Source organism: Streptomyces sp. NPDC102259, assembly GCF_044766465.1.
Lineage (GTDB): Bacteria > Actinomycetota > Actinomycetes > Streptomycetales > Streptomycetaceae > Streptomyces.
The window spans coordinates 31,187-44,725 of the sequence record NZ_JBIWMA010000009.1; the positions used below are offsets into that span (position 1 = coordinate 31,187).

The following is a 13,539-nucleotide window of genomic DNA, read 5'->3' on the forward strand; positions in this document are numbered from 1 at the left end:
TCTCAGGAGCTGTACGGGACCTTCAGGGCCGCCCAGGACTTGGCGCCCGGCCAGCCGTCGGCGGAGGAGCCGGTGTAGCCGAGCTTGCGCTGCCACTTGGCGTAGGAGAGACGGTCGGCCTCGGTCCACTGCGGGCCGGGGCCGGAGGTGTAGGCGGAGCAGCCGACGGCGACCAGGCGCTTGCCCAGCGCGGTGACGATCGCCGACTTCGGGTTCTTCCGGAACCAGGCGGCGCCCGGGAAGGGCTGGTACTGCGGCGTGCCGGTGCCGGTGCCGGTGCCGGTGCCGGGGCTCGGGGTGGTCTGCTTGCCCAGCCGGGTCGCGACCCTGGCGCGGAAGTCGGCCATGGTGAAGCCACGCGGGTCGATCTTCGTGCTGGTCCACTCCTTGTGGCCGATCACGGAGGCGGCGGACCAGCCGTGGGCCCGGCACAGCGCGGCGGAGGCGCGGACCATGGCGTCCAGCTGGACCGCCGGCCAGGGGTCCTTGCCGTCGCCGAGGTTGACGCACTCGAAGCCGTAGAAGTGGACGTTGCCGTCCGTGTCGTTCTCGTTCGGCGCGGGCAGCGCCTTCTCGGCGATGACGGCCTTCAGGACGTCGCCGTCGCCGCTCCCCGCGTGATTGGCGCGGCCGTTGCCGACCAGGTGGACCGTGCCGTCCTTGGCGATCACTCCGTGGCAGAGGGGGCCGGGCAGGGCCGAGTGGCCGTTGAAGCAGAGGCTCACGCTGTCGCTGGTGCCGGAGGTGACGGTGTGGTGGACGATCACGCCATTGACCGGACCCCAACTTCCCTTCTGGTTGCGGTTGTTGGTGCGCCAGCCGGAGTGCTCGACGACGGTGACGCCCTCGGCCCGCAGTGCGGACACGAGGGCGTCGGCGGAGAGGGGATTGGCCATGGTGGTGCCTCCCTGGGGAGTGTGCGGGCATGAGAAAACCCCGGCCGGCGGGGGAGCGGCTCGGGGCGGCGGGGGTGGTTCTGCTGTCGGTGCGGTGGCCTCAGACCATGGCGGGGTCACCGTCGGTGCTGGTGCTGGTGCTGGTGCTGGTGGCGGTGTCTGTTTCGGCGGAGGCTTTGGTGGAGGTCTCGGCGGTGGTCCCGGCCGTGGTCTCGGGATCGGACTCCGTGTCCGGGGCCGGTTCGGTCCCGGGGTCCGGGGTGGTGCCGTCGCCGTCCCCGGCGCCGTCGTCCGGCTGCCAGCGGGCGCACAGGGCGACGTAGGCCGCCGAGTTGGTCTCGAAGTCGGTCAGGGCCGCGGCGACCGCTCGCTGGACGGCCGTCGGGTCGGGGGCGACCGGGTCGGCGCCGACGGGCATGATCGTGATGCGGCCGGTGCCGCGCAGGACCGCGCCGTACTCACCGGTCTCGGTGAACTGGGCGGTGACGTTGACCGGCGAGTAGGCGCCGCTGATCGAGTCGGGGCCGATGACCGAGCTGAGGCTGGTGTCGGAGACGTTGACGTGGATCGTGTGGCCGCTCTCGGTGAGGGTGGCCCGGCCCGCGTAGTCGATCGCGAGGCCCCAGGGCTGGGTGGGGTCGATGTCCATGGACGTGCTGCCTTCCTGTGGTGTCCGGGTCAGCTCTGGCGGCCGTGCATGAGGACCGGGGTGGCGTAGACGGTGCCGGAGGCGCTGGTGACGATGGCCTGGATCTCCACCTTGAGCGTGGTCGTGTACACGGACGAGAAAGTGGTGCTGATCAGGTCCGTGTAGTCGAACTCGGTGCCCGCGGCGACCGTGGGGCCCCACTGGGCGCTGTTCACCAGCACCCGGACCTGGCCGGCCGCGCCGGAACCGGCCGCGGTGCTCAGCCGCAGCCGCATCTTCGGCTGCCAGACCGGGTTGTACGACATCGCGATCGTCACCCAGGACGTCGAGGCGGTCTGCGGCCAGCGCGTCTGCGCCGAGTCCTGCGGGGGCAGCATGGCCAGCCAGGGCCGGGCCAGGCCGCCGCTGTTGACGTCGTCGGAGAAGATCTCCCGGTTGCCGCTGTCGTAGATCCGCAGTGGCTGAAGCGAGTTGGCGCTGCCGTCCCCGTTGAACAGGGTCATGGCGAGGCTGCCGGTCTGGCGGTGGATCTCCAGGCCGTACTCGGCGTCCTTCCACGAGCCGACCCGGAACATCGTGTCGGTGCTGCCGGGCCGCTGGACCAGGAGGGTGCCGCCGTCGGTGACCTTCAGGGTGCCGTCCTTGATCTCCACCTCGCCGCCGGTGATCGTGTTGAGGGCGGGGCGGGTGTTGACGGCGGTGGACAACTGCTGGATGCGGCGTTCCATCTGGGTGAGCCGGTCGATGATGTCTTCGGGGAGCTGGGGCATCAGGCGTCCTCCAGGTAGAGCTCGGCGGTGTCGGGGCGGCCGCGCTGGGCGGGGCTGACCTTGACGCCGATGATCCGGTAGCGGGCGTCCAGGCCCTCGGTCCACCACTCGTCGGTGATCCGGAGGCGGACGGTGCGGCCCAGCAGCGCGGACGGCACCAGGTCGTCGAGGCGGACGCTGATCTCGGGGATGACGACGGCGCCGGTGCCCTCGGCGAGTTCGGCGTTGGCCAGGGACCGCAGGATCGTCGTGCTCGCGATGTCGTTGTGGTCCGAGGCGAGGTCGATACGCGGATAGCCGACCTTGATCAGGTTCTCGCCGTCGGGGATGTCGGCGTCGGCGAAGAGCGGGCGGGACTCGACGGCCTGGTTGGTGTTGTCCGTGGCGCCGCGGGCCCGGGCGGTGGTCCCGCCGCGGGTGGCGTCGCGCGGGAAGGTGTACGACAGGATCGTGCCGGGCCGGTCCATCACCAGGTCGGTGCTGCCGGTGATGATCTTCGGGCTGCCCAGCCGGAGCCGGCGGACCCGGGTGCCGGTGACCGGGTCGCGGTAGACGGCGATGTAGTGCTCGAAACCGTTCTCCAGGGCGGCCAGGGCGTCGATCGCCTCCAGGTAGACGGTTTCGTCGCCGTCGCGGTACGACCCCGAGCGCTTCACCCCGGAGAGCTCGTCCCCGAAGGTGACGCCGATGTCGCCGCCGACGACGGTGGTGACATCGCCCTCTTCGCCCCTGCCTTCCGTCTTGCCGTCGCCGTTGTCGTCGTCGACCACCTCGACGAGCTCGCCGGTCTGGAGGTGCCGCCACAGCTTCCGCGCCACCGTCAGCTGGTCGTCGAGGCCTGAGAAGGTGAGGTCGGCCCGAATGCGGCGGCGGCCCGCGTACGACTCGAAGGTGGCCGCCTGGATGCCGAGGGTGAGCACGCCCCGGTCGTCGCTCTGCAGGGTGGACGTCCAGATGATGCCTCCCCACCACAGGTCGTTGCCGCGCTGGAGGTAGACCGAGGTGCGGCCCTCCTCGATGCGGCGGACGCGGGCGGCCATCTCCGCGTTGGGGACGGGGATGGTGCCGGAGAGGGATCCGGCCTTGCCGATGTAGTCGTCGACGGTGACGTCCCGCAGCGGCAGGATGTCGATGGTGTCGTCGGTGCGCAGATCGCAGAAGATCGCCCGGTACGGCGTGTTCGTGCCCGTCATGACGCGGCCTCGTAGGTGGCGGTGCCGCGGACGGCCAGACCGCTGGTCCAGGTCCATGGCGTCAGGGAGTCCACGGTGCCCCAGGTGGGGGTGACGATCGGGGTGGCGTCGGGCCGGCCCGAGGCGATGCCCAGCTCGAAGGTGTCGGTCGTGCCGAGGTAGATCCGGCAGACGGCGCGCGCGGCGTTGGAGGCGCCCACTTCGGCCCAGCCGAGAATCTGTTGGACGGTGGACGCGGGCGTCGGCAGCGCGAACCGCCAGTTGTCCGCGGTGGTGGGGCTGGTGCCGAAGTTGGTCGTGGTGCCGAACTGGATCGAGAAGTTGAGGTGCACGGTGGTGCCGAACTTCACGTACCGGCAGTTGAGGACGGCGTTGCCGTACGACGGGGTGGCGAGGCCGGAGCCGGTCGTCCAGGCCGGCGTCCAGCTCTGCCAGGTCGGCAGTGCCGGGTAGTCCGCCCAGGCGGTGCCGCTCCAGCGCTGGAGCTGACCGCCGAGGTCCCGGTACTGGCCGGGGTAGGCGCCGTTGGAGGTGTCCGTGGTCACCGGGAGGATGCCGCCGACGCCGACCGTGGTGGTGCGGCGGCCGACCAGTGCCGAGCCCCAGGCGATGCCGCCGGTGCCCGCGCTCGCCCTGGCCGGCACGGTGACCTCGTACAGCGGGAGCGACAGGCCGGGCGCCGCCGGTACCGTCGGGGTGGCGGCGGCGGTGCCCGGGACGATCTCGACGACGGCCTCGGTGCGGCCGAGGCCGTCGTAGGCGTCGTCGTAGATCCGCAGGACGAGCAGGTCGACGCGGTTGTACAGCGCGTCGCCGTCCGCGAACGTCACGGGCAGGTACTCGGTGAGGGCGACCGGGTAGGCGCCCCTGGCGTCGGTGCTCTGGAGCACGGCACGGCCGGGGGCGACCGTGGCGCTCATGCTGTTCGCCGTGCCGGTGAGCGTGAAGCCGGAGATGCGGGAGGCGCCGTCGGAGGAGCCCGGCAGGACACCGGAGCGGGTCGCGACGGGCGAGGTGGGGGTCAGGGCGCCGAGCGAGACGTGGCGGGTGTCCTCACGGGACTGGCCGTCGGGGGAGAGCCAGCCGGAGCGCAGGGGCATGGTCGACTCCTTTCGGGAGAACGGGCGGGAGCGGGACGGTGGTTCAGGCGATCGGGTCGACGCGCAGGAAGAGGGTGTCGAACGCGCAGGTGAAGCTCGCGCTGCTCGACCGGTGCATCGCGGTGACGGTGTAGGTCGAGCCGGCGGTGAGGGAGTTCAGTCGCAGCTGCGTCGACGTCGACTTGGCCACGGCGCCCGAACCGGAAGCGGCTCGCTCGTCGTCCGCCGCCCAGACCACCGTGGAGCCCAGCGTGACCTGCGGGGACATGTGCGCCTGCGCGGTCTCGCCGCCCGAGGACATCCGGGCGCCCAGGCCGATGATCACGGAGCCGGACGGCGGAGCGGTGAAGTTCAGCGTGAGCGCCGTGACGGCGGTGGAGGCCAGGGCGGCCGTGTACGTCGTCGAGGCGGTGGTCCCGGCGTCCAGCGACTGCACGAAGGCGGGCCCCGGAACGGCCGGCTGCCAGGCGCTGCCGTTCCAGCGCTGGAGCTGGCCGAGCGAGGAGTCGCGGTACTGGCCGACGTAGCCGCCGGTGGTCAGCACCCCGGCCGGGACGAGTCCGCCGACGCCCTTGGGGTAGGGCACCCAGGCGGTGGAACTCCAGCGCTGGAGCGTGTCGTTGACGTCCCGGTAGTGGCCGGGGTAGCCGCCGGGCGCGGTGTCGTCGGAGCGGGTCGGCAGGATGCCGCCGAGCGGGACGGTGGTGGGGCGCAGATCGACGCGGGCGCTGTCCCAGTCGATGCCGCCGCTGCCGGCGCCGGCGTTCTTGGCCACGGCGACGGTGAACAGGACGAGGGAGGCGTCCGGGGTGGCGGGGGCCACCGGGGTGGCGGCCGCGACGCCCTTGACGATCTCGACGGCGGCCTCGGTGCGGCCGGAGCCGTCGTATTCGTTGTCGTAGATCCGCAGGACGACGAGGTCGACGCGGCCGAACAGGGGGTCGCCGGCCTCGAAGGTCAGCGGGACCGGCTCGGTGACGGCGACCGGGTAGGCGCCGCGGGCGACGGACGTCTGGACGACGGCCCGGCCCACCCCGACGGTGGCGGTCATGCCGCCGGTGGTGCCGTTCAGCCAGAGTCCGGTGACCCGGTACAGGCCGTTCTCGGAGCCGGGCAGGACACCGGAGCGTCCCTTGATGTCGGTGACCGGGGTGACCGCCCCGATCTGGGTGACCCGGGTGTCCTCCCGGGTCTGGCCGTCGGGCGACAGCCAGGCGGAACGTACGGCCATGGTGGTTCCCTTCGTCAGGAGGCCGGTCAGGAGGCCGACTCGTAGGTGCCGTGGACGGAGAGGATGTCGTTGACGGCCCAGGCGAACGGGAGCGACTTGTCCCACGAACTGCCGCTGGTCTTGAGGGTGTCGCGCAGCGAGCGGACCACTCCGCCGTTGGCCACCGCGAGGAGTCCGCTGCCCTGGTACGTGAGGCCGGTGGTCTCGTCGAAGGCCTCCGCGTTCAGCACGCGTCCGTCCAGCTTCCAGGCGGTGGAGACCGGTGCGGCCGGCAGCGAGAAGGTCCAGTCGCCGTTGGCGTCCTGGGCGGACAGGTTGGTCGTCGAACCGATCTTGAGATAGATCCGGAAGGTGACGACGGTGCCCGTCTTCACATACGCCCCGGCCAGCGTGCCGTTGCCGAGGACGGGCGCCACGCCGGTCTCGCAGCGCCAGACCGGCGTGTAGTTCGTCCAGGTCGGGACCGGCTGGTACGTCACCCAGGCGGTGCCGTTCCAGCGCTGGAGCCCGGCCGGGCTGTCGCGGTACTGGCCGGTGTAGCTGGCCGTGGCGACCGCGCCGGAGGGGGCGATGCCGCCCAGGGCGCTGGGGTAGGACACCCAGGCCGAGCCGTCCCAGCGCTGGAGGGCGCCGCCGGAGTCGCGGTACTGGCCCGGGTAGGCGCCGTTGCCGGTGTCGCCGTAGACGGGCAGGATGCCGCCGACCGCGACGGTGGGCGTGCGCAGGTCGGTCACGTCGGTGCTCCAGTTGACCCCGCCCTTGCCGGCGCTGATGCCGGCCCGGACGGCGACCTGGTAGACCGGCAGCGCGATCTCCGGGAGCGCGGGCACGACGGGGGTGGCCGCCGGGGTCCCCCGGACGATCTCCACGGCGGCCTTGGTGAAGCCGGAGTCGTCGTACAGGTCGTCGTAGACGCGCAGGACGACGACGTCGATCCGGCCGTAGGAGGCGTCGCCGTCGGCGAAGGTGAGGGTGATCGGCTCGGCCAGCGTGACCGGGTAGGCGCCCTGGTTGCTGTCGGCCTGGACGACGGCCCGGCCCTCGTGGACGGTGGCGGTCATGGTGCCCGCGCCGCCCTCCAGCCAGAAGCCCGAGAGGCGGTACTGGCCGTCGTAGGAGCCTGGCAGGATGCCGGAGCGGACGTCCAGCGGGTTGGCCGGGGTGGTCGCGCCGAGCTGGGTGAGACGGGTGTCCTCGCGGGTCTGGCCGGTCTCGGCCACCCATGAGCTGCGCAGGTTCATCTGCTGGTCTCCTGTGGTCTTCGGAGGCGAACTCCGGGAGGAAATGGGTGAGGTGAGGATCCGTCAGGACGCGTCAGGACCTGAGCCATTCGGCGGCGAAGTTGGTGTAGTAGCCGGAGCCGCCGAGGGTGGTGATGGTCGAGCCGGAGTTCTGGAGTCCGTAGAGCGCGAGCTTGTCGCCGGCGGCGCCCCTGATCAGGGCGGTGCCGCCGACCGAGGTCGCGCCGGGGCCGGCGCCGATCAGCCAGGTGGCGCGCGCGACGCCGCCGCCGTTGAGGTAGACGCGGGCGCCGCGCGAGCCCGAGGTGGACTCCGTGTACCAGGTGACGTTGGCCGACACCCGCCACCAGCCGGCCCTCGGCACCGTGTAGGTGTTGGACCCCGACCAGCCGGCCGCGTCGTCCACGTCGGTGCTCTGCAGGCTCATCTGCGTCCACGTGTTGTGGGCCACGGACTGCGCGGCGGACTGCGAGACGCTGAGCAGCACGGTCGTGCGGCCCTCCGCGTAGGTCCAGGCCGAGCCGTTCCAGCGCTGGAGCAGACCGGCGGAGTCCTCGCGGTACTGGCCGGGGTAGCCGCCGGTGGCGACGGTGCCGGAGGGGGCGATGCCGCCGACGGACTTCGGGTACGCGACCCAGGCGCTGCCGTTCCACCGCTGGAGCGGACCGGTGGGATCCTCCTGGTACTGGCCGGCGTAGCTGCCCGCGGTCAGGGTGCCGGCCGGCGGGATCCCGCCGACGCCCTTGGGGTACGCGACCCAGGCGGCGCCGTCCCAGCGCTCCAGGACGCCGGCGTTGTCCCGGTACTGGCCGGCGTAGGCGCCGCCGAAGCCGGCGGCGGGGACGATGCCGCCCAGGGCCACCGTGGGATAGCGCAGGTCGGTGACGGCGGAGTCCCAGGCCAGTCCGCCGGAGCCGGCCGACGCGCCGGCGGGCACCAGGACCCGGTAGAGCGGCAGGGTGCTGCCGTCGGGGCCGACCGGCTGCTGGGGCGTGGCCGCGGGGGTGCCCTTGACCAGGCGCACGCGTGCCACGGTGTCCGCGGTGCCGTCGTAGGCGCTGTCCTGGACGACGAGTTCGACCAGGTCGATCCGCCGGTGCGTGGGGTCGCCGTCGTCGATCGTGAGGCTCTCGGGTTCGGTCACCGCCACGGGGTAGGCGCCCTGGCCGGTCCGGCCGCCCTGCACGAAGGCGCGGCCGGTGCCGATCGTGAACGTCATGCCCCCGGCGGCGCCGGTGAGCGCGAGGCCGCCGGGGACGATGCCGCCGCGGGCCTTGAGCGGGATGTTCTCCGCGACCAGGGCGTTCGGGGTGAGGAGTCCGGACAGGGTGACCCGGGTGTCCTCCCGGGTCTGGCCGGTCTCCGTGAGCCAGGCGGCTCGCACGGTCATGGGATCACCACTCCGCTTCTCGCCAGCGCACCGTCATCTGGGCGCCGGTGCTGTAGGTGTCGGGTCGGAAGGCCAGCTGGGCGCGGCCCGGGGCGAAGGCGAAGAGCTCCTCGGGGCTGCTGTCCGCGGCCGCGGTGTGCCGGCGGGAGGCGGTGCCGTTGAGGGTGACCGTGCCGGCGGCGGTGTCGACGACGAGCTCGTCGCCCGAGGCCAGCGCGATCTCGTAGCGCAGCCGCTGCGCCGACGTGCGGTCGGTCACCGTCGGGTTGGCGCACGGGCCGGTGAAGGTGATCACCGGGTGGGTGGGCGCGGAACCGCCGTTGTCGGCGTTGACGTCGCCGGTGGAGGCCGCCTGCCCCCAGTACAGCGGCCAGGTCAGCGGCCAGGTCAGACCGCTCTCCGGCTGCGGGGCGCCGGTGACGGCGGTCTGCTCGGTGACCGAGTAGCGCCGCGGGTCGGTGGCGTACCACTGCACGGACGCCCGGGAGACGCCCTGTGTCGTGTACGTCCGGTCGGCGGCCAGCACCCGCTGGCTGACCCGGGCCCTTACGGCCAGCGTCTCGCCGTGCAGCCGCACCGCCAGCCAGCGCTCCTGGTCGCCGAGCAGCAGGGCCTGGCGCAGGACGCGGGTGGCGGCGAGCGAGGAGGCGGTGTCGTCCTGTGCCGGGACGGTCCACACCGTGCCGCCGACCTTGCGCGGCTTGGCGTAGCGGGCACCCGGCCAGGCGCCGTGCGCGGTGGGGTGATCGGCGTCGGAGGAGTCGTACTCCGGCAGGTCCTCCCAGCCGCTGAGGCCGCCGCGGTCGATCTCGTAGGGGGTGCCGGGGCCCATCAGCAGTCCGGCCCACTGCATCTGCCCGTCGCGGGCGATGAGTGAGCCGGGGGCTACGTCGTCGGTGTATGCGGTTGTCGTGATCTCGGCCATGGGGGCCGTCACCTCACTCTCATGTGCGGGCGTGGGCGGAGGCGAGGAAGAGCAGGTCTTCCGCGGTGCCGCGGGCGCCCGTGCCCGCGCTCTCGTGGAACTCCTTCACTTGGTGGGGCGGTCGGGGGGTCGTCCGGTGGCGTCGAGCGAGCGCGCGCTGCCGGTCCAGGGCGGCCAGCGGCAGCACCCGGCCCGCCTGGCGGGAGGCGCCCGGGACGGCGATGCCGCCCTCGGCGAGCATCGGGACCTTGTCCAGGTGGATGCCGAACTTCTTGCCGAGGATCGAGAAGCTCAGGGAGTTGAGCCCGTCGATGACCCAGTTGGCGAAGGCGATGAGCCCGGTGATCGGCCCCTTGACCACGCCGGCGACGGTCTGCGCGCCGGTCGTCACGAACTTCCCCATCGCGCCCAGGGTGCTGGAGGCGGCCTCCTTGATCCGGGTGAACATCCGGGGGACGTCCTTGGTGATCCAGTCCAGCGCCGGCTTCACCGCGTCCTTGAACCCCCGCCAGATCGACGACACCCTGCCGCTGAGCGCGCGGGTGTCGCCGGTGGTGAGCGCCTTCAGCACGGCGAAGCCGGCACCGAGGAGCGCGCCGATGACGGTGAGCGCGGTCGTGATGACGGCCAGGTATCCGGTGACGTACGTGTTCACCGCGCTCGCGATGGCCTTGAGCAGCGGGGTCATGACGGTCAGGTATCCCTCGACGTACTTCAGGACGAGGGTGGCGAGCTGCTCCATCAGCCGTTGCCCCTTCTCGGAGTTCATCGCCAGGTCCAGCAGCCAGCCGGCGACCGGGAGGAGGAGGCCGGTGACGAACCCGATGGGGTTGGCGCGGGTGAGGGCGTTGACGATCAGCATCACGCCGGAGCCGATGGTCATGGCGGTGCCGAAGGCGCCCATGAGGTCGCCGAGCACACCGGAGGCCTCGATGAGCGCGCCGACGATGGCGAAGACACCGCCGAGGGCGGACTTGAGGGCGCCGAGGGGCTTACCGGCGCTTCTGCCCCTCGCGCCGGCCGACTTGATGCCGGAGGCGGCGGTGGTGGCGGTCCGGCCGGTCCTGGTGACCGAGCGGGCGGCTGTGTCGGCGTTGGCCTTGATCCCGCGTACGGTGCCGGCGGCCTCGGACACCGCGGTGTGGAGCCGGTCGACCCCGGTGGCGGCGCTCTTGATCCGGCCGGTGAGGGTACGCAGTGCCGTGCCGCTCTCCACCACCCGGGACCGGAAGGCGTTGACCGCCGACGCGAACCCGGCGAGCGGATCGGCCGGCACGCTCGCGGCACTCATCCGCGGGCCTTCGCCAGGAACATCAGCGCGTCGGCGGTCCGCTGCGGGCTGTTGCCCTCGGCCGCGTAGTAGTGCTCGATGTGCAGCGCGCCGCCCGCCCCGGCCGCCCCGGCGTACGCCGAGCCCTGGGCGGCGGCCCGCCGCAGCAGCCGGTCCAGCTTGCTCAGCGGCAGCACGGCCTCCGCCTCACCGGCCTCGGCGAGGATCGCCGGGACACCGCCGGAGCGAGGCATGACGACACCGCCGGTGGCCAGCATCGGGATCCTGGGCAGGCTGACGCCGAAGGTCTTGCCGCCGACGCCCGGGACCCAGCCCGGGATCGACACCTTGATGCCGTTGAGGGCGCCGATCGCGCGGTTGATGATGCCGATGACCGCGTTGATCGGGCCCTTCACCGCGCTCGTGATGCCGTCGAAGGCACGGCCGGCGATGCCCTTGAGGCCGCCCCAGATGCTGGACAGCTTGTCCTTGACGGCCTTGAAGGCGTTCGGGATCGCGGACTTGACCCAGTTCACGACCGGCGAGATGACGGCCTTGATGCCCTTCCACACGCTGGAGACGACCGTCTTGATCGCGTTCAGCGCGGTGGTGATGACCTTCTTCCAGATGGCGACGTAGGTCTTGATCACCGTGGCGACGGCCTTGACGACGGCCGAGATCGCCTTCTTGATGCCGTCCCAGACCGACTTGATGAGCTTGGCCGCGTTCTTCATGATCGGCCCGATGGCCTTCATGACGTTGCCGATCACGGACTTGATGACCTCGAAGGCCGTCTTCAGGACCTTCTGCATGGTCTTGGAGTTGGCCGCCATGTCGACGACCTTCTCGATCAGCGGCTGGAGCAGGCTCATGAGCATGCCGAAGAAGTTGCCCTTCATCGACTTGTTCATCTTGTCCTGGCCCTTGGCCGCCTTGCTCGCCCCCGACTCGTACTTGCCGAGGTTCTTCCCGGCGCTGGAGCCGGTCTTGCCGGCCTTGCCGAGCGACTTCTCGGCCTGGTCGGAGGCCGTCTTGAGGTCCTTCAGCTCTTTCTCGGAGTCCTGGGCGGCAGACTTGAGTGCCTTGAGCTGCGTGGCGCCCTTCTGTCCCGCGCTTCCGATCTCCTTGGCGGCGGTGGACGCCACCGAGGCCTTTGCCTTGAAGTCCTGGAGGGAACCGGACGCCTTCTTCAGTGAACTGACGAGGCTCATGCGTTGTCTCCTCGGTGTCGGTCAGCTCGCGGTCCCGGCCAGTTCGCGCATTTCCCTGTTGAGGCCATTGATCGAGCTGGCGAGTGTGTCGATGGCCTGGTGGTTCTTCGCCGCGCTCTCCAGCTTCTTGGCCGCGGAGGCCATCTGCTTCATGGCGCGGGGGGTGGCGAGGCCGCGGACCTTGTCCCGGTAGGTGCCGACCTGCGAGTTGAGGTGGCTCATCGCCTCCTTGACCTCGTTGATCTGCTCGACCGAGGGAAGGTTCGGCTGCCGGGCGTCCGGCTGCTGCTCCGCTTGGAGCCCCCAACGCCCGTCCTCGCCCCGGCCGAAGGACCTCGGCTCGCGATCGGCCTCCGGCCTCAGCGGGCCGAAGGAGCCGAACATCCGCTGCCGGCCCGTGACGGCGAGGGATATCTCCTTGACCTTCGCCAGGAGGCCGGCGACGAGGCCGACGGCGGCGGCAACGGCGGCGCCGGTCAGGACGATCTTGGTAATGAGGTCCTGGCCCTTCAAGATGGCGAGGAACTCCTTGACGGGGGAAATTTCTTTGACCATATCCCGCCATGACTGTGGTTCCTCTTCCTCTCCTTTACCCCCCTTTTCGATCGCCGTCTTGAGGTCTTGGATCGTCTTGTCGAAATGCGTGATCGTCACGGTGGACTTGGAATGACCGTCGAGTGTCGACTCGACGTCCGTGACCTTGTCGTACACCTCATCCGTGGTGTGCTGTCCCATGGGTTGACTCCTTCTCGGGGGTCGAGCACTTCCGGAGTACGCCTAATGACCCCAAAACAGGCCGGAGTTGGCGGTGTTATGGGGTGATTCCGTTCTTGTTCGGGTTACCTGCCTCCGGTAGCCTTCACCGGGGTCTTTCGGTTGAACGGGGGGTATATGCGGGTCTGGTACTTCTTCTTTTCGGTGGGTCTTTGGCTCATTGCGCTGCTTTGTTTCTTCGCTTGTTTCGCGCTCTTGGAGGGGTCGCGGTCCGACCCGAGCTACCGGCGGAAGCCCAAGCTCGCCGCGCTGTGGGCGGGGGTCGGTGCGGCGTGCGTGGCGTTCGGCATCTACCTGCTTTCGCTGTGATGCTCTGAGCTTTCGCCGCGGGTTTCGCCTCGATCTCTGCCTCGCTCCTGGAGGGCGGGGTTGCCGGCGCAGGCCGAAGCATGTCCCGGCGCCTACGGACGGCGCCCCGCGCGTCCCCGCCGCGCCTCGGTCAGGGCGTCCGACCACCCCGCCGCGTAGGCACGCGACTCCCGGGCGAGCAGTTCTTCGTACACCCGGTCGAGCACGGCCTCGCGGTCGGGGGCCGTGGTGCGCAGGAGGTGGGAGAGGCGGGTGTAGGTGTCGATCGGCTGCTTCGGGGAGTTGCTCGTGCCAGTCACCATGTCGGCCTGCTTTCCGGTCTGTCCGCTGGGCTGTGGTGCAGATGACGCTCCTGGGGTGTTCGAAGCGCCTGTTCGAACTAGTGTACGAGTAGTGCCCTGGTGTCGTTCCGTGTTTGCCGAGAACCCTCCGCGGTCCGCGGTCCGGACCTGCGGTGATGCGGGGTGCGCCGAAAGTCGTGCCAGGTTCGTGGAGTAGGATCCGGCCGTTCTCACGTCGGCGGGAAAGCGGTGAACGGCGGGGCTCCGTAAGCGAACTGAGGGTCCGCCAGGCGACGGAG

The 13,539-nt window shown here is 71.0% G+C and carries 14 protein-coding genes; 1 reads left to right on the plus strand and 13 read right to left on the minus strand.

Translation table 11 applies throughout. The features are described 5' to 3' along the window. Positions 1-2 precede the first annotated feature (2 nt). The 12 genes from ACIRPU_RS21595 to ACIRPU_RS21650 all read right to left on the minus strand — a co-directional run bounded on the left by ACIRPU_RS21595 (position 3) and on the right by ACIRPU_RS21650 (position 12,611). Positions 3-896: a peptidoglycan-binding protein gene (locus ACIRPU_RS21595; protein WP_403869586.1), complete on the minus strand. Its 894-nt coding sequence runs from the start codon at positions 894-896 to the stop codon at positions 3-5. Between the two features lie 100 nt (positions 897-996). Then, positions 997-1,545, minus strand: a complete 549-nt coding sequence (locus ACIRPU_RS21600) for an ATP-binding protein (RefSeq protein ID WP_403869589.1) — start codon at positions 1,543-1,545, stop codon at positions 997-999. Between the two features lie 29 nt (positions 1,546-1,574). Next, positions 1,575-2,315, minus strand: a complete 741-nt coding sequence (locus tag ACIRPU_RS21605) for a hypothetical protein (RefSeq protein WP_403869592.1) — start codon at positions 2,313-2,315, stop codon at positions 1,575-1,577. Further along, positions 2,315-3,508 (minus strand): hypothetical protein, encoded by a 1,194-nt coding sequence (locus ACIRPU_RS21610; RefSeq protein ID WP_403869594.1) that lies wholly within the window; start codon positions 3,506-3,508, stop codon positions 2,315-2,317. The genes ACIRPU_RS21605 and ACIRPU_RS21610 overlap by 1 nt, the downstream gene beginning before the upstream one ends. After that, the gene (locus ACIRPU_RS21615; RefSeq protein WP_403869597.1) at positions 3,505-4,608 is read right to left on the minus strand and encodes a hypothetical protein; all 1,104 of its coding nucleotides are present in this window, start codon (positions 4,606-4,608) and stop codon (positions 3,505-3,507) included. Before ACIRPU_RS21615 ends, ACIRPU_RS21610 begins: the two co-directional genes overlap by 4 nt. A 43-nt stretch (positions 4,609-4,651) precedes the next feature. Then, on the minus strand, positions 4,652-5,839 hold the full coding sequence (locus ACIRPU_RS21620) for a hypothetical protein (RefSeq protein ID WP_403869600.1): 1,188 nt from the start codon (positions 5,837-5,839) through the stop codon (positions 4,652-4,654). 26 nt (positions 5,840-5,865) lie between these two features. Further along, a complete protein-coding gene (locus ACIRPU_RS21625; RefSeq protein WP_403869603.1) occupies positions 5,866-7,080 on the minus strand; it encodes a hypothetical protein in 1,215 nt (404 codons plus the stop codon). A 73-nt stretch (positions 7,081-7,153) separates the two neighbouring features. Further along, positions 7,154-8,470 carry a hypothetical protein gene (locus ACIRPU_RS21630; protein WP_403869606.1) on the minus strand — a complete coding sequence of 439 codons (1,317 nt, stop codon included), beginning with the start codon at positions 8,468-8,470 and terminating at the stop codon, positions 7,154-7,156. A gap of 4 nt (positions 8,471-8,474) precedes the next feature. Continuing rightward, positions 8,475-9,395: a phage distal tail protein gene (locus tag ACIRPU_RS21635; protein ID WP_355705261.1), complete on the minus strand. Its 921-nt coding sequence runs from the start codon at positions 9,393-9,395 to the stop codon at positions 8,475-8,477. A 19-nt stretch (positions 9,396-9,414) separates the two neighbouring features. Then, positions 9,415-10,686, minus strand: coding sequence for a tape-measure protein (locus ACIRPU_RS21640; RefSeq protein ID WP_403869610.1), 1,272 nt, complete (start codon positions 10,684-10,686; stop codon positions 9,415-9,417). Beyond that, positions 10,683-11,876, minus strand: a complete 1,194-nt coding sequence (locus tag ACIRPU_RS21645; protein ID WP_403869613.1) for a phage tail protein — start codon at positions 11,874-11,876, stop codon at positions 10,683-10,685. Before ACIRPU_RS21645 ends, ACIRPU_RS21640 begins: the two co-directional genes overlap by 4 nt. 21 nt (positions 11,877-11,897) lie before the next feature. Beyond that, positions 11,898-12,611: a hypothetical protein gene (locus tag ACIRPU_RS21650; protein ID WP_403869616.1), complete on the minus strand. Its 714-nt coding sequence runs from the start codon at positions 12,609-12,611 to the stop codon at positions 11,898-11,900. Between the two features lie 156 nt (positions 12,612-12,767). Between ACIRPU_RS21650 and ACIRPU_RS21655 the strand changes: the two genes are divergently transcribed. Then, complete coding sequence (locus tag ACIRPU_RS21655; RefSeq protein WP_403869619.1) at positions 12,768-12,959, plus strand: hypothetical protein; 192 nt, start codon at positions 12,768-12,770, stop codon at positions 12,957-12,959. A 92-nt stretch (positions 12,960-13,051) separates the two neighbouring features. Here the strand turns inward: ACIRPU_RS21655 and ACIRPU_RS21660 are convergent, their stop codons facing one another. Then, a complete protein-coding gene (locus tag ACIRPU_RS21660; protein ID WP_384110755.1) occupies positions 13,052-13,261 on the minus strand; it encodes a hypothetical protein in 210 nt (69 codons plus the stop codon). Between the last annotated feature and the right edge of the window lie 278 nt (positions 13,262-13,539).